We start from the raw sequence: 14,679 nt of genomic DNA on the forward strand, positions 1-14,679 counted from the left end.
GTATCACCGGTCAGGGCAGTGTTTTCACCGTTCGCAAGGGGGCGCTGTGTCATATGTCGACGACCGCATCGGACTGGCTGCCGACTGGTTCGGCAGAAATCTGGTTCGGCACGACGACGGCTATGCGGGTTGGGGTTGGTCGACCGACGTGCCGCCCAATCCGCAGGACACCGCCGAGGTTGTGTGCGCCCTGTCCAGAGTGAACCGGCCCGTGCCGGATTCAGCGGCGGTGCTGGCGCTGGTGCGGCGCGATGTGGTTCCGCACAGCACGCGCGGGGAGTGGGAGTTCCATGCTCCGGTGGATGCGGCCTGGCGGCTGCGTGCTCTGCGATGCTTCGGTATCGCTATCGCGGACGCCGATCTGGTGGCCTGCCGCAACGCGTTGCTCACTGCGCAGGACCCGGATACGGGTGGTTGGTCGCTGGCCGACGGTATCTCTGCGGTCTCGGTGACAGCCACGACGGCGGCGATACGGGCACTGCTGGAGTTGTCCGCCTCCGACGACGAGGGCGCGCGTGCTGCACTGCGTGGCACGACCTTTCTGGTCTCCGCGGTGCTCGCCGGAGACCCGCGGGTCGAGCCCAACTACGCGGCCGCGCAGATCGCGAGCCTGCTGGCGGTACCGGAGATCGCGATGCTCGGCGGCACCCGCGTGCGCCGAGCCCACGAGTTGGCGACCGAACGGGTACTCGGCGGGCTGGACCACGATCTCGGCAAGCTCGAGGAGGAGCAGATACGTCGCGGCAACGTGGCGCAAACCTGGCATCACGCCACCTTGCAGCTGTCGGTTGCGGCGCTGGCGACCTCGGGTGACCGTTGGATGTTCCACCCCACTTTCCGCAGTGCCTTCATCGAGTTGCTCGACTACCAGCAGTTGTCACCGATCCATCGAGATCGCGGTGGATTCCGCACGTCACGCGAAGGTTTCATCACCTCGTATGCGAGCGCCCAGGCGGTGCACGCACTTGCTCAGGTGCGGTCCCAGGTCGGCGAATGGGTCAACCCGGCAACGGTCTTCGATCTGTTGTGTCGACGCGAAGGCGTCCATCACACCGACCCGCAGGAGGTCGTTCCGGTCGGCCGTGCGCCGATGGTCATGAACAGTCCCGCGGGAGCGGCGTTCCTGGCGATGGGCGCAGCGTCCGGATCTACGATCGTCAGCCTGGCCCTGATCTTCGCTGACAGGCTGGGGGACATCGCCAGCCGGGCGTTGGTCTCTTGGGGAACGCTTTTCGTCTTCCTCGGGATCTATGGTTTCGCGGCCACCCGGTTGAACTCGATCCCCAAAGCGAAAGTAGGTGCCGTGGTATTCGCCGCGTTTACCGCGATCGTGTTTCCCGTCGTCGCTTTTCTGCTCGCATAGCCTTACCGGCTTCAGCCAGTACCAAAACGGCCCCGAGAACAGGGGGTCTCGGGGCCAGGCCGGACTGAGTGATCAGCCTGCGGCGGTGTCCGGGATGCGGACGGGGACGGCGGCGGGGTGGCTGCCGCTGGGGACGCCCTTCTTCAGGCTGTGGGCGTAGACGTCGACGTACTCCTGGCCGGTGAGCTGCATGAGCTCGTACATGACCTCGTCGGTGACGGCGCGCTCGACGAAGCGGTTGCCGCCCATGCCGTCGTAGCGGGAGAAGTCGATGGGCTCGCCGAACTTGACTGTCACCTTCCTGCGGCGCCAGCGGAACGGTCCGGGCGGGCTCACCTCGTCGGTGCCGATGACGGCGACCGGGATGACGGGGACGCCGGTCTCCAGCGCCAGGCGGGCCAAGCCGGTCTTGCCCTTGTACAGGCGGCCGTCGGGTGAGCGGGTGCCCTCGGGGTAGAGGCCGACCAGACGGCCCTGGTCGAGCAGCTTGCGGGCGGCGTTGAGCGCGTCCTCGGCGGCGTCGGCGCCGCTGCGATCGATCGGGTACTGGCCCGAGGCGCTGAAGAAGAACTTCTGGAGCCGGCCCTTGATGCCCGGGGTGTTGAAGTACTCGGCCTTGGCGAGGTAGCTGATCCGCCGCGGGCTGAGCAACGGAGCGAACAGCCAGTCGGCGAAGGAGAGATGGTTACCCGCCATGATGGCCGGCCCGTCCGCCGGAATGTTCTCTACGCCTTCGACCGTAGGCCGGTTGTAGAGATGAATGAACGGTCCCAGCAGCACGAACTTCAGCAGCCAGTAGAACATGACGTCCTTCCCCCGGGACCGGGATAGTTGCGGGCACCTGCTTCAATTGCCGACTTTACCGCCGGTGCAAGATCACATCCAACCGCAGCGGCGAATCTCACCACACTTCGGCCCCGACGCCGAGCGATGACGACGACCGGCGTGTCGCGGCAGGCCACGAGGGGTCGTGGCGGCGTGGTCAACGACTGGTCCGCGCGACGCGCGCGGACTTACGCGCGCCCGAGGGCAGTGCCGCCCTCGCGAGGTCGGCCGCGCCGATCATGCCCGCGGCCTCACCCAGTTGGGTGGTTCGTATGCGGGCCAGCGGCCGGTGTCCCGCGCCCGTGATCGCGCGCGCGTACTCTTCGCGCGCCTCGTCCAGGAACAACGGCGCCGAACTGCTCACGCCGCCCGCGATGACCACCAGGTCCGGATCGAAGATGTCGCTGACGAACGCCAGCCCGAGCCCGAGCCAGCGCGCGAAGTCGGCCATCACCCGCACGGCGAGCGGGTCGCCGTCCTGCGCGGCGCCCGCGACCCGCCGTCCGGTCAGCGAGCCGGGATCGCGTGCCACATCCCTGGCCAGCACGGAGCGCAGGGTGTCGCTGGCCAGCATCTCGATCGCGGTCTCCGCCAAAGCGGTTCCGCTGCAGTAGCGCTCCCAGCACCCGCGTTTGCCGCACGGACAGGGCCGCCCCTGCGGAACGACTTGCAGATGACCCAGTTCAGGTGCGATGCCGTGCGTGCCCCGATACAGCTGGCCGTCGATCAGCAGGGCGGCGCCGATGCCGGTGCCGATCGCGATCAGCACCACGTTGTGCCCGCCCGCGGCGGCGCCGAACCGATACTCGGCCCACATCGCCGCGTTGGCGTCGTGTTCCAGGATCACCGGCAGTTCCAGCCGTTCGGTGAGACGCTGGGCGACCGGGGCGTCCTGCCAGGGTAGATGCGGGGCGAACCGGACGGTGGAGCGATCGCCGTTGATGAACCCGGCGACCGCGAGGCCGACCGCGCCGATGGGATGTCTGCCGGACAGGTCGCGCACGGCCCGGTCCAGCGCGTCCTCCAGCGCTCGCGCGGAATGCGGCGTCGGCGCCTGGACCGTGTCCAGCACCTCGCCGCTGTCATCGATCACCGACGCCCGAATGTTGGTGCCGCCGACGTCTATTCCGACGGTCAGCGGTCGCGTACCGGCCATCTGGTGCGTCATACCTTGATCGTCACGGGAATGTCGACGTAACGGGGACCGTCGTCGTCCCCGGGCCGGCCATGGCGATGCGGCGCGCCGGTCTCCGGGTCGGCTTCGGTGGGCATGACGGGTTCGACCGGCACTCCGGCCAGCGCCTCGCGCAGCACGGTGACGATCGCGGTGCCGTGATCGGCGACCGCGGTCAGCACGTCGTGGTGCTCCCCGCGCACCAGCGCCGCGGCCGCGCACACCGGGCACCAGCTGCAGCTGGACCACTCGACCTGTCCGTCGGCCGCGCGCCGCAACACGGGCTCGACCCGTTCCAGCACCGCCTCGGCCAGCAGCTTCAGTTCCTCGGCGAATTCGGCGACACCGTCCGGCGCGGTGTGGCCGCCGACCTCCTCGCCCCTGGGCGAGTGCGGATCACCGGTCATGGTCGCGGCTTTCGGACGCGTGCGCCCAGGCCCGCGGATCGGGCCGGAAGCGGACCACCAGGTATCCGTCATCGAGTTCGGCGCCGTCGACCGTGCACCGCCGCAATACCGGCGCCAGGCGCACCCGGCGCCGGACACCGTCCGCTCCCACGATCAAATCGTCCTCCACTCGGCCAAGGCGCAGTGTGGCGGCGTCGACCACCGGCAGGTGCATGCGCAGCGCGTACACCGACTGCAATCCGGTGCCGGATTCCAGGAGAACCAGCGGTTCGCCGGAACTCGCGTCGACCTCCGTCTGATTGTCGCTCAGCATAAGCGCAGCGTCCCCGGTGTCGCCCGCCGAGTCCATCGCGTACGCCAGCGCGGCCAGCGAGTTCAGCCCGATCGGCTCCGGGCCGGTGTGCCGCGCGATCACCACCGGTATACCCGGCATCGTGCTCCGCAACTCGGCGATGACGTCGGATTGCTCGCCGCGCCGGTTCGAATACCACTGCACCGCCGGATGTTCGGCTCCGTCGGGCGGCGCGAGATCGGGCAGCACTTTGTTCACCACGACGGCGTTCAGCCGCAGGCCCAGCAGCGCCGCGGCGGAGCGCACCCGCTGCGACTCGGCCACCGCGACGCGCTCGGCGAGGGTGACCAGCCGCGCCCGCGTGCGCCGGTGGTCGGCGAGCAGATCGCGAACTTCAGTGACCGCCCGTACGATTCGTTCGACCGTGGCCGCGAGCACGGCGCGCCGCAGGTCGGTGCCGACGGCGCTCATCGCCCGTGCGTGCGGCGGCCATATCCGTTCCACGTAACCCAGCAGCGTGCCCGGCGCGGTGACGATGCGCAGCATGTCCGCCGAGGGCGGGCAGTCGACGACGATCAGATCCCAGTCGTCCTCGGCGGCGAACTGGGCGATCTCCACCAGCATCAGTAGTTCCTGCACGCCGGGCAATCCGGTCAGTTCCGCCGGGTCCAGCGCGGCGAGGTCGAAACCGTGCTCGTGCCCGCGGCCGGCCGAGATCACCCGCACCACGTCGCGGAACCGGTCCTCGAGCAGCGCGAGCGAATCGATCTCGATCACGTCCAGTCCGGGCAGCACGGTGGCGACGCCGGTGACGGTGCCCGGATCGTGCGGAAAACGGAAGCCGAGCGCGTCGCCGAGCGAATGCGCCTGATCCAGCGAGGCGATCAGCACGCGACGGCCCGACCTGGCCTCGGCCATGGCGGTGGCGCACGCGAGCGTGGTCTTGCCCACCCCACCCTTGCCGATGAACAGCTCGACCCGGGTCTTGTGCGCGGTCAGCCTTCGACCCGTTTCTTCAGTTCCTTCAGCGCGGTATCGGTGATCACTTTCTCGGCCTTGCGCTTGAACATGCCGATCATCGGGATGTTCAGGTCGACGGTGAGCGTGTAGACGACCTCGGTGCCGCCGGGCCGATCGATCAGCTCGTAGGTGCCGTTCTGCGCCTTCTGCAACTCGCCGCTGAGCAGCCGCCAGCTGACCGCCTTACGGTCGGCGCGCCACTCGTAGGACAGGACGTAGGTGTCCTTGACCACCCCGGCGTCCAACACGAACCGCGCGGTCTTGGCCAGGCCGTCCGGCCCCACCTCCAGCACCTCCACCGACTTCGCCGCGGATACCCACTCGGGATAGGACTCCAGATCGGCGATGACGGACATCACCTGCTGCGACGGGGCCTCGATGACGATCGATCTCTGGGTCCGGTCGGCCATGCGGACAGCGGTTCCTTTCAGCGTCGGTGCTGGTAGATCAAGGCTGGGGCGCGGGACTGACACCGGCGGGGCGGCCCGCCTCCAGGCGGGACTTCACCTCGAACGACATGTTCTTGCCCGCGACCCGGCGCGCCCGGTTGGCGGCGGCGAGCTTGCCCGCGGGCAGCGCGGGCTCCGGCTCGGCGTGCAGGAAGTAGTGCAGGATCACCCCGTCGAGCGCGGGCTCCAGCCATACCTCCATGGTCCCCGTCAGGCCACCGGACACCGACCAGCGGATACCCTTCTCGGCTCGATCCTCACGGACATCCAGGGCCAGGTCGGGCCACCAACGGCGCCAATTGTTCGGTCCCGCCAGCAGCTCGGCCACGGCGGCCCCCGGTGCGGCGACGAAGGTCTGATCTGCGACCTGGATACTGCTCACTCCGCTGAGCGTAGTAGATGCGACGCGGATCACCGCAGCAGCTGTCGCAGGCGCGCGCCCAAGCTGTCCCAGCGCCACTGCTGCTCGACGAACGCGCGGCCCGCCGCGCCCATCCGCGCGGCGGCATCCCGGTCGGACAGAATGTCCACCAGGGCGTCGGCGATCTGCTGCACGGAACGCCCGTCCACCACACGACCGGTCTTGCCCTCGATCACCGTCTCCGGCGCGCCGCCGGAGTTACCCGCCACCACCGGGACACCGGACGCCGACGCCTCCAGGTAGACGATGCCGAGCCCCTCCACATCCAGTCCCGCGCCCCTGGTCCGGCACGGCATCGCGAAGACGTCCGCCAGCGTGTGATGCGCGGCCAACTCACCGGACGGGACGCGGCCGGTGAACACCACGTCCTCGGTGACGCCCGCGGCGACCGCCAGGGCGCGCAGCTTGTCCTCGAAGGGGCCGCCGCCCGCGATCACCAGGACCGCGCCCGGCACACGCTCGCGGATATCGCGCATCGCCAGGATCAGCGCGTCCTGCCCCTTGCGCGGCACCAGCCGGGACAGGCACAGAATGGTCGGCCGGTCGCCGAGGCCGTATCGTTCGCGCAGCTCGGCCCGCGCGGCCGGATCCGGGCGGAAGACCTCGGAGTCCACCCCGGGCGGCAGATACTCGAGCGCCGCGTTCGAGCCGAACGCGGACGCGAACCGGCGGCGGGTATAGCGGCTGACATAGGTGACCACATCGGTGTGCTCGCCGATGGCACGCAGCGCCTGCCTGGCCCCCGGCAGCATCGACCAGCCGACCTCGTGGCCGTGGGTACTGGCCAGAATCCGTTCGGCGCCCGCGCGACGCAGAGCGGGCGACAGCAGCGCCAGCGGCGCCGCGGCCCCGAACCACACCGTGTCGCACTGCTCGCTGCGCAACAGGCGCGCGGCTCTGCGCAGCACCAGCGGAGTCGGCAGCATCAGCGTGGTGGGATGGCGAATGACCTGGAACTTCTGCCGGGCATCGAACTTCAGATGGCTGTCGCCACGCCAGCGCGGAGCGTAGACCACCAGGTCGTCCGGCGGCAGCTCACCGGCCAACGCCTGCAGATACGACTGGATACCGCCCGGCCGCGGCGGGAAATCATTGGTAACCAGCAGAGTTCGAGCCATGCGCAACAAAATACTGGGTCTGATTTGCAGCGCCTGCGGCGCTGCGTGTTCGCGGCCCCTTTGTGGCCGCGAACGGAAGAGGCTCGGTCTCGCTTCGCTCCAGTTGCCACGCGACGCCTTCCGATTCCGCGCTGACGTCCGCTGACCCTGCGTAACGGGTGCCGCACCGGTGCGCTCGCGGCTGTCGGTAGGGGTCAGGCGGATCGGGTTCGGAGCCACTCGCGCCAGTCGTCGACGAAATCGGCGCGGGGGGTGCCGAGAACTTCGCGGAGGATGCCGTCTTCGGTGGTGGGGTCCTGTTTGCCCGCCGCGATGCGGTGGTAGAGCTGGACGAGGCGGGCTCGGTCGTACTTCTCGGCGACGAAGGCGCAGATCGACCAGGCCTTTTCGTATGTGAAGGCGGCGTCGGGGCCGGAGAAGTCGGTGTCGGGCGGCAGATCCTCGGGGATCCGGCCCGCGTGGGCATGCGCGGTGAGCGTGGGAGCGATGTCGGAGAACCGCTGGTCCTCCCCGTGGTGCGCGGTGTAGTCGGCGAAACCCTCCAGCATCCACAGCGGGGCGCCGTCGACGGTGTCGGCGCGAGCGGCGATGTGGGTGAGTTCATGCCGCAGCAGGGTGGCCATGCCCTCGGGATCGAGGCGGCGTCCGGTGTCGGCGCCGAAGACGACGCGCTGGCCGGTGGGCCGACTGCCCGCCGTGAACGGATCGGCGACGGAGGCGGCGGCGACTTCGGCGGGCAGGAGACCGGGTGAGCGCAGCAGGGCCGCGAACTCGGAGGGCGACGAGGCGACGACGACCAGCGCGGACTGCGCCCAGCCGGGACCCCAGACGTCGGTCACCGCGGCGGTGGCCTCGGCGAGTTCACGTTCCAGCACGTCGATTTCGATCCGCTGGTCGGGATGGCCGACGACCAGGGATCGTCCCCCGTCTCCGGTCGGCACCTGGCGGGCGATGATCGACCCGAACGGTTCGACGATGCGCCGCACCTCGGCCAGCCGGGGATCGGCGGCCGCCGCCTGACCCACCGCCTCGGTCGCTCCCGGCTCCGCGGCCCGCAGTTTCGGCAGCACCGTGTTCGGCAACATGATCAGCGCGACGCACACGCCGGTGAGTGCCACCACCATCGCGACGGTGAGACAGAACTCGAAGCGTCGCCGGGCCGAGCACCACGCGCGCAATCTCCGCATGCCGTTCATCGGCGCGCCCCGGCGGGGGATACGGCTGTGCGGCCGACGGGGTAGGCGCCGCGCCGCACGCCCAGGTGGGTCACCGTTGCCCGTCGCGGGTTGGTCGGGCTTCGAGTACTGCGGTGCCGCTGGTTGGCTCGCTCACGGCCTCTAGTATCGCCGAGCCGAATGGAACGGCGTCGAGCTCATGGGTGCGACCGCGACGGGCACGCCGAAGGTGGAGGCGTGCAGCATGAGCCCGTTGCCCGCGTAGATGCCGACGTGCGAGATGTCGGAGTAGAAGAACACGACGTCGCCGGGCTGCAGATCCTCCTTGGCCACGGGCGTGCCGTAGGTGGCCTGCTGCGAGCTCGTCCGGGGCACGTTCTTGCCGACCTGCTTGAACGCCCACTGGACGAGGCCGGAGCAGTCGAACTGGTCCGGACCGGTGGCGCCCCAGACGTAAGGGTCGCCGATCCGGGTGAGCCCGGCCGCCAGCGCGCTGGTCCCGCTGCCGGGGACGAGGCCCTGCAAGAGACTGTCCCGGTCGAAGCCGGGCGGGAACGGCGATCCGGCGAGGGCCGACTTGTCCTTGGCCGACAGCGACCCCCAGGCCTGCACCACCTGGGCGATGGCGCCGCCGAGGTCGCTGCGCTTGTGCTCCAGTTCGATGCGCACCGCCTCGGCTTTCTGCGCGGCGGACCGGGCGGCGTCGGCGGCGGTGCGGGCCGCCGATTCGGCGGCGGTCGCGGCGTCGGTGGCCTTCGAGTAGTGGTCGAGCTGCTCGGAGGTCTGCGCGGACACCACGTCCAGCGTGGACATCTGGTCGAGCAGTTGCTGCGGTGAGTCGCTGACCAGCACGGCGAACAGGCGGTTGGTGCGGGCGCCCTGGTAGGCGGCGATCGCGGTGCGGTCGATGACCGGCCGATACCGGCGGATCTCGTCCCTGGCTTGGTTCACCAGGTCGGTGCTGGCGGCCAGCCGAGCGTCGGCGTCTCGCTGGACGGCGAGCTTCGCGTCCAACTCGGCTTCCACGCCCAGAGCTTGCTGGTTGAGCTGTTCGGACTGACGAGACAGATCGATCATCCGCTGCACCGCCTCCGTGGCGGTGGAGGGAAGCGCCACCGGATCCGCTCCGGCCGGGCCGCCGCCGTAGAGACCGGCGGCCAGCAATCCGGCTGCCAGCGTCCCTCCCACCAGACGTTTGGTCTGCTGTCCCCGGTGATGCTCAGCCACAGCCCGCGGTGCCCCGTTCTCTCGTGCAGCGATCTCTCGCGAAACCGACGCGGAAGCCTTCGACGAACCCCGAGGGTTTGCGCCGGGCGAACCCGGGGTAATCGGTGGAAGGTCTCGGTTAGGTTACGGAACGGCCCTCATCGATGTCCAGTAGAGAACGAATTGATCACAGGGCCGTGGTGCGGTCGGGCCGCGATCTCGCGGCCCGACCAGCTGCTTCTCAGAAGCGGCGAGCGCCTGCGATCGGCATGGAGGAGATCGGCGCCACCTTCACGGGCTGGCCCGAGGTGGACGCGTGCACGACGTTGCCGTCACCGGCGTAGAGGCCGGAGTGGCCGCCGCCGTAGAACGAGACGAGGTCGCCAGGGCGCAGATCGTCCAGGGACACGGGGCTGCCCGCGGCGAGCTGGGCGCCGCTGGTGCGGGGCAGTTCGATGCCCGCCTGGCGGTAGGACCACTGGACCAGGCCGGAGCAGTCGAACGCGTCCGGGCCCGCGGCGCCGTAGACGTACGGCGAGCCGACCTTGCTCAGGGCGGCGTCCAGCGCGATGTCGCCGGAGGCCTTGGGTGCGACGAAGGGCAGGGGAGCGGGGCCGGGCAGCTCGACGCCCGGAATGCCCGGCGGAACCGGCAGCTCGTTCGGAACGTCGAAGGTTCCCACGCCGGGGACGGTCACCGGCTGGGCCGACGCGGGGGCTGCGGGCAGCAGGAACGCGCCGATGGTGGCAGCGCCGACGGCCCCGGCGGCAACAGCGCGCTTCGCCTGACGCTTGGCGGCGTTGGTCGTCATGATGCGGTACTCCCAATCTGCCTCACGACGCCGCACCCGGTGGTGCCGCGGACTTCGTCGGCGCCGCACCGGTCGGCGCGGCGGGACTCCGTGAGGTCTCGAAAAGGTTACGAACACATCACGGTCGTTTGTAAAGCGTCGGCGAAGCGAAATGGGGTTGCTCAACAATTTCACCGGCTAATGGATGTGAGATACGTCCCACCGAATCACGAAAAGATAACGGCGGGGTAATCGTGCAAGAGCGCGCGTTCGAGCAGGGTCGCGCGGCGGGGTGGACCGGTCGGCTACCCCGGGTGGGTCTGCGGGGTGTTTTCCCAGGTAGTGGCGGATAATGTGCCATAGGTTCCGATATGGTCGCTCGTTCGTACACCGTAGAGCCAGGGGTTGTCGACACGCCCGAGGGCGGGAGATCGCTTTTCGCGGGACTCGCCGCAATGTTTGATACAGTTTTGAACCTTATGTGATCTGGGTCTCTTTTCCGCATTTCTAGATCATTTCCCGGGTACCGCCCCGAAATCTCCACGGTGTCATTCGGACATTTCGTGGCGTATTCGCGTGCTCGGTTCCTGTCGGACCGTGGCCCTACGCTGCTCGCCGTGTCCGATCCCGTGCCGCGCCCGGCCGTCCAGCAGCTGGCTTTCGACGAGCTCGACACTCCCTTGTACGACACGACTTTCGTGGTCGTGGACCTGGAGACCACCGGGACCAGTCCCGGGGCCGACGGCATCACCGAGATCGGAGCGGTGAAGGTGCGCGGCGGGGAGGTGCTCGGCGAATTCGCGACACTGGTCAACCCGGGACGAGCGATACCGCCCGCGATCGTGCACGTCACGGGCATCACCACCGCGATGGTGTACGCCGCGCCGCGCATCGAGGCGGTGCTGCCCGGCTTCCTGGAGTTCGCCGCGGGCGCGGTGCTGGTCGCGCACAACGCACGGTTCGACATGGCGTTCCTGCGTGCCGCCGCGGCGCAGTGCGACACCGCATGGCCGGCCGCGCAGGTGCTGTGCACCGTGAAGCTGGCGCGACGGGTGCTCGGGCGCGACGAGGCGCCTTCCGTGCGGCTGGGTTCGCTGGCCCGGCTGCTCGGCGCCACCACGCAGCCGACGCACCGGGCACTGCAAGACGCGCGCGCGACCGTCGACGTGCTGCACGCCCTGATCGCGCGGGTCGGGAACCAAGGCGTCCACAGTCTCACCGAGCTGCTCGACTACCTGCCCGACGTCACGCCCCGGCAGCGCTCCAAACGCGTCCTCGCGGCCGATCTCCCCGCCGCTCCGGGGGTGTATCTGTTCCGCGGTCCCTCGGACGAAGTCCTATATATAGGCACGGCTGTGAACCTGCGCCGCCGCGTCCGTAACTACTTCACCGGTTCGGAGACCAGAGGGCGGATGAAAGAGATGGTCTCGTCGGCGATTCGGGTCGACCACGTGGTGTGCGCGCACGCGCTCGAGGCGGGGGTGCGCGAACTGCGGCTGTTGGTGGCGCACACCCCGCCCTACAACCGCCGGTCGAAATTCCCGAAACGGGCCTGGTGGCTCACTCTCACCGACGAGCCGTTCCCGCGGTTCTCGGTGGTGCGCGAGCCCGGCCGGGACGCGTTGGGGCCGTTCAACTCCCGCAACGACGCCGCCGACCTGGGCGTGATCATCGCCGAATTCACCGGGTTGCGCACCTGCACGGCACGGCTGCCCAGGAACGCGGCGCACGAGTGCCCGCCCGCCCTGGTCGGCGGATGTCCAGCGGGCTCCGAGGGAAAGCCGCTGGACATGGCGCAGTACGCGCCCGCGCCCGCGCTCGTGCGCGCGTTGTTCGCCGGGCGCAGCGACGCGCCGATCCGGCTCATGCTCGACCGCATCGAAACTCATTCGCGCGCGGAACATTTCGAGGCGGCGGCGCGGCTGCGGGATCGCGCGGCGCGAGTGGTGCGCGCGCTGCGGCGCACCCAGCGACTGGCCGCGGTGGCGCGCATCGCCGAGATGATCGCCGCGCATCCCGACGGTGACGGCGGGTGGGAGTTCGCGGTCATCCGGTACGGCCGCCTGGCCGGTTCCGGCACCGCCCAGCGGGGCGTGCCGCCGATGCCCATCGTGGAGCAGATCGTGGCCGCCGCCGAAACAGTGGTTCCGGCCGGGGTCGCCGGACCGCATGTGCAGGACCACGCCAGGTCTCCGGTCGAGAACGCCCCGCCTTTACGCGGCGCGTCTCCCGAGGAAGTGGCGCTGGTCGTACGCTGGCTGGCCCGGCCCGGCGTACGCATCGTGCGGACCACGGACGGGTATCACGAGCCGCTCTTCGGCGCGGCGCGCTGGCTGGGCTGGGCGGAACTGGCCGACGCGGCGGTCCGCGCCCAACCGACCGAGGAAGGTTATCTGGACCGCTTAGGCTGAGCGTCATGATTACCGCGATCGTCCTGATTCACGCCGACAACGGCCGCATCCCGGAGACCGCGCAGGCGGTCGCGGACACCGACGGCGTCGCCGAGGTCTACTCCTGCGCGGGTGACGTGGACCTGATCGCGATCGTGCGGGTACGTGACCACGAGCAGATCGCCGATGTGGTGACCGGCCGGATCGACAAGACACCGGGTGTCCTGCGCACCACGACCCATATCGCGTTCAAGTCGTATTCGCGCGCCGAAGTGGAGGCGGCGTTCTCGCTCGGCGAATAGTCCCTCAGTCCCGCACCCGAACACTGCGCACGGCGAAATAGGCGCCGTCGTTCGGTGGCAGCACGACGACGTCGCCCGAGCAGTCCGGCGACTCGTACAAGTGCGCGACGCCGTCGGTGCGGTTGCGGATCTCCACGTCGGACCCGTCGCCGACCTCGACGCAGCCGACCGGGTTCTCGTACACGACGCCGTCGGCGAACAAAACGCCTCCGGCCGCATTCGCTCCTGGGGCGGCGGCGATGCCTGCCGTGGCGAGGACGGCGAGTAGCGGAACAAAAAGTCGCATGTCGGTGCTCCTCGTCGGTCGAACCGATCGGCGCGGTGCCCGACTCGGCATGCGCCGAATTGTCCGGCCGACGTTACCGGCCGCGACGATCCCGGCCACGGCCCTCGCTCAGGTCAGCGTGTCGGCGCGTGTTCCCAGCGGCGATGTCGGAGAGCATCGGCACGGCCAGGTCGGCGCCGAAGCCGCGGCAGCGTGCACGAGCCGGGCATCGCTGCGGGCACCGAGCCGGCCCGCGTCAGTTGTCGCCGAGCGTCTGCGTCAGCTTCGCCCAGCGCTCCAGCAACGCTGTGGCGGCGCCCGTGTCGATCGCCTCGGCGGCGCGCTCGACGCCTGCCGCGAGCGCGGCGTGCAGGTCGGCGTCGGGATCGCCGACGCCGCGCGACCAGTCGTAGGTCAGGATCGCCGCGGCCGAATTCAGCAGGACCGCGTCCCGGACCGCGCCGCCGCGACCGGCGAGCACGTCGCGGGCCACGCCCGCGTTCACCTCGCTGTCGCCGCCGCGCAGCGCGTCCAGATCGACCCGCGGGATGCCGATGCGGGTCGGATCGATGGTGGTTCGGCGCGTTCGTCCACCCGACACGATCCACGCCTCGGTGGTGTCCGAGGTGGTGATCTCGTCGAGGCCGTCGTTGCCGCGCACCACCAGCGCGCTCGCGCCGCGTTCGGCGAACACGCCCGCGATCACGGGCAGCAGGTCGGCGAACGCGCAGCCGACCAGCCCGGCGCGCGGCTGCGCGGGGTTGGTCAGCGGCCCCAGCACGTTGAAGACGGTCGGGATGCCGATCTGGCTGCGCGCCGCGCCCGCGTACCTCAGGGCGGGGTGGAACACGGCCGCGAAGCAGAAACCGATGCCGACTTCCCGCACACAGCGAGCCACCGCCTCGGGACCGAGCGCGAGCTTCACGCCCAGCGCCTCCAGCACATCGGCGCCGCCGCTCTTCGATGACGCGGCCCGGTTTCCGTGCTTGACCACGGGTACCCCGGCCGCGGACACCACGATCGAGGACATGGTGGAGATGTTCACCGAGCCGGACCGGTCACCGCCGGTGCCGACGATGTCGACCGCGTCGCCATCGATCCGCACCAGCCGGGCGTGCTCGAGCATGCCGCTGGCCAGGCCGGTCAGCTCGGCGGGCGTGGGTCCCTTGATCTTCATGGCGACGCCGAACGCGGCGATCTGCGCGGGGGTGGCGTTGTCGGACATGATCTCGCTCATCGCCCACGCCGTGTCGTCCGCGGCCAGGTCGCCACCGTCGGCGAGGGTTCCGAGCACCTGGGGCCAGCTGCGCACGCTCATTCCACACTTCTCCCGTCACACTGGTTCGCGCACCAGTTTGTCCGCAAGCAGCCTAGCTGTGTTTGTCTTTCCAGCGCCTGCGGCGCTGGGTGTTCGCGGCCCCCTTATGGCTCGCGTTTGCGCGACCGCCGCTTGCTCCTTCGTCGCGTACGCGGCGGGGGCGG

The 14,679-nt window shown here is 69.8% G+C and carries 15 protein-coding genes; 3 read left to right on the top strand and 12 right to left on the bottom strand.

What is annotated here, in order from left to right:
• The first annotated feature begins 46 nt into the window (after positions 1 to 46).
• Complete coding sequence (locus tag AB0L97_RS11770) at positions 47 to 1,363, top strand: hypothetical protein (RefSeq protein WP_364427929.1); 1,317 nt, start codon at positions 47 to 49, stop codon at positions 1,361 to 1,363.
• A 72-nt stretch (positions 1,364 to 1,435) separates the two neighbouring features.
• On the opposite strand, the gene AB0L97_RS11775 is transcribed toward AB0L97_RS11770, so the two are convergent.
• From AB0L97_RS11775 to AB0L97_RS11820, 10 genes are all read right to left on the bottom strand, one after another.
• Entirely contained in the window at positions 1,436 to 2,167 is a 732-nt protein-coding gene (locus AB0L97_RS11775; protein ID WP_355072936.1) for a lysophospholipid acyltransferase family protein, read from the bottom strand.
• A 178-nt stretch (positions 2,168 to 2,345) separates the two neighbouring features.
• Positions 2,346 to 3,356 carry an ROK family protein gene (locus tag AB0L97_RS11780; protein WP_364427934.1) on the bottom strand — a complete coding sequence of 337 codons (1,011 nt, stop codon included), beginning with the start codon at positions 3,354 to 3,356 and terminating at the stop codon, positions 2,346 to 2,348.
• Positions 3,353 to 3,769 carry a hypothetical protein gene (locus AB0L97_RS11785; protein ID WP_364427937.1) on the bottom strand — a complete coding sequence of 139 codons (417 nt, stop codon included), beginning with the start codon at positions 3,767 to 3,769 and terminating at the stop codon, positions 3,353 to 3,355. Before AB0L97_RS11785 ends, AB0L97_RS11780 begins: the two co-directional genes overlap by 4 nt.
• Positions 3,759 to 5,060 (bottom strand): ArsA family ATPase, encoded by a 1,302-nt coding sequence (locus AB0L97_RS11790; protein ID WP_364427976.1) that lies wholly within the window; start codon positions 5,058 to 5,060, stop codon positions 3,759 to 3,761. The genes AB0L97_RS11785 and AB0L97_RS11790 overlap by 11 nt, the downstream gene beginning before the upstream one ends.
• On the bottom strand, positions 5,057 to 5,491 hold the full coding sequence (locus AB0L97_RS11795) for an SRPBCC family protein (RefSeq protein WP_355072941.1): 435 nt from the start codon (positions 5,489 to 5,491) through the stop codon (positions 5,057 to 5,059). The genes AB0L97_RS11790 and AB0L97_RS11795 overlap by 4 nt, the downstream gene beginning before the upstream one ends.
• A gap of 37 nt (positions 5,492 to 5,528) precedes the next feature.
• Positions 5,529 to 5,912, bottom strand: coding sequence for a polyketide cyclase / dehydrase and lipid transport (locus AB0L97_RS11800; protein ID WP_355072943.1), 384 nt, complete (start codon positions 5,910 to 5,912; stop codon positions 5,529 to 5,531).
• 29 nt (positions 5,913 to 5,941) lie between these two features.
• Positions 5,942 to 7,069 carry a glycosyltransferase family 4 protein gene (locus AB0L97_RS11805; RefSeq protein ID WP_355072945.1) on the bottom strand — a complete coding sequence of 376 codons (1,128 nt, stop codon included), beginning with the start codon at positions 7,067 to 7,069 and terminating at the stop codon, positions 5,942 to 5,944.
• Positions 7,070 to 7,263: 194 nt separating this feature from the next.
• Entirely contained in the window at positions 7,264 to 8,256 is a 993-nt protein-coding gene (locus AB0L97_RS11810) for a hypothetical protein (protein WP_364427943.1), read from the bottom strand.
• A 150-nt stretch (positions 8,257 to 8,406) separates the two neighbouring features.
• On the bottom strand, positions 8,407 to 9,471 hold the full coding sequence (locus AB0L97_RS11815) for an NlpC/P60 family protein (protein WP_355081455.1): 1,065 nt from the start codon (positions 9,469 to 9,471) through the stop codon (positions 8,407 to 8,409).
• 220 nt (positions 9,472 to 9,691) lie between these two features.
• A complete protein-coding gene (locus tag AB0L97_RS11820; protein WP_355081457.1) occupies positions 9,692 to 10,261 on the bottom strand; it encodes a C40 family peptidase in 570 nt (189 codons plus the stop codon).
• Between the two features lie 596 nt (positions 10,262 to 10,857).
• Between AB0L97_RS11820 and AB0L97_RS11825 the strand changes: the two genes are divergently transcribed.
• Positions 10,858 to 12,651: a DEDD exonuclease domain-containing protein gene (locus AB0L97_RS11825; protein WP_364427948.1), complete on the top strand. Its 1,794-nt coding sequence runs from the start codon at positions 10,858 to 10,860 to the stop codon at positions 12,649 to 12,651.
• A gap of 5 nt (positions 12,652 to 12,656) precedes the next feature.
• Positions 12,657 to 12,932, top strand: coding sequence for an Lrp/AsnC ligand binding domain-containing protein (locus AB0L97_RS11830; protein ID WP_067800602.1), 276 nt, complete (start codon positions 12,657 to 12,659; stop codon positions 12,930 to 12,932).
• Between the two features lie 4 nt (positions 12,933 to 12,936).
• Here the strand turns inward: AB0L97_RS11830 and AB0L97_RS11835 are convergent, their stop codons facing one another.
• Positions 12,937 to 13,218, bottom strand: coding sequence for a hypothetical protein (locus AB0L97_RS11835; RefSeq protein ID WP_355081461.1), 282 nt, complete (start codon positions 13,216 to 13,218; stop codon positions 12,937 to 12,939).
• Positions 13,219 to 13,453: 235 nt separating this feature from the next.
• Positions 13,454 to 14,515: an anthranilate phosphoribosyltransferase gene (gene trpD / locus AB0L97_RS11840; protein WP_355081463.1), complete on the bottom strand. Its 1,062-nt coding sequence runs from the start codon at positions 14,513 to 14,515 to the stop codon at positions 13,454 to 13,456.
• Positions 14,516 to 14,679 lie beyond the last annotated feature (164 nt).

Source organism: Nocardia sp. NPDC051911, assembly GCF_040681035.1.
Taxonomy (GTDB): Bacteria; Actinomycetota; Actinomycetes; order Mycobacteriales; family Mycobacteriaceae; genus Nocardia; species Nocardia sichangensis.

Excerpts from the sequence above, each read along its gene's own strand:
- AB0L97_RS11830 (WP_067800602.1), top strand. The coding sequence starts at position 12,657 with ATGATTACCGCGATCGTCCTGATTCACGCCGACAACGGCCGCATCCCG.
- AB0L97_RS11835 (WP_355081461.1), bottom strand. The coding sequence starts at position 13,218 with ATGCGACTTTTTGTTCCGCTACTCGCCGTCCTCGCCACGGCAGGCATC.
- AB0L97_RS11775 (WP_355072936.1), bottom strand. The coding sequence starts at position 2,167 with ATGTTCTACTGGCTGCTGAAGTTCGTGCTGCTGGGACCGTTCATTCAT.
- AB0L97_RS11805 (WP_355072945.1), bottom strand. The coding sequence starts at position 7,069 with ATGGCTCGAACTCTGCTGGTTACCAATGATTTCCCGCCGCGGCCGGGC.
- trpD (WP_355081463.1), bottom strand. The coding sequence starts at position 14,515 with ATGAGCGTGCGCAGCTGGCCCCAGGTGCTCGGAACCCTCGCCGACGGT.
- AB0L97_RS11785 (WP_364427937.1), bottom strand. The coding sequence starts at position 3,769 with ATGACCGGTGATCCGCACTCGCCCAGGGGCGAGGAGGTCGGCGGCCAC.
- AB0L97_RS11820 (WP_355081457.1), bottom strand. The coding sequence starts at position 10,261 with ATGACGACCAACGCCGCCAAGCGTCAGGCGAAGCGCGCTGTTGCCGCC.
- AB0L97_RS11795 (WP_355072941.1), bottom strand. The coding sequence starts at position 5,491 with ATGGCCGACCGGACCCAGAGATCGATCGTCATCGAGGCCCCGTCGCAG.
- AB0L97_RS11810 (WP_364427943.1), bottom strand. The coding sequence starts at position 8,256 with ATGCGGAGATTGCGCGCGTGGTGCTCGGCCCGGCGACGCTTCGAGTTC.
- AB0L97_RS11780 (WP_364427934.1), bottom strand. The coding sequence starts at position 3,356 with ATGACGCACCAGATGGCCGGTACGCGACCGCTGACCGTCGGAATAGAC.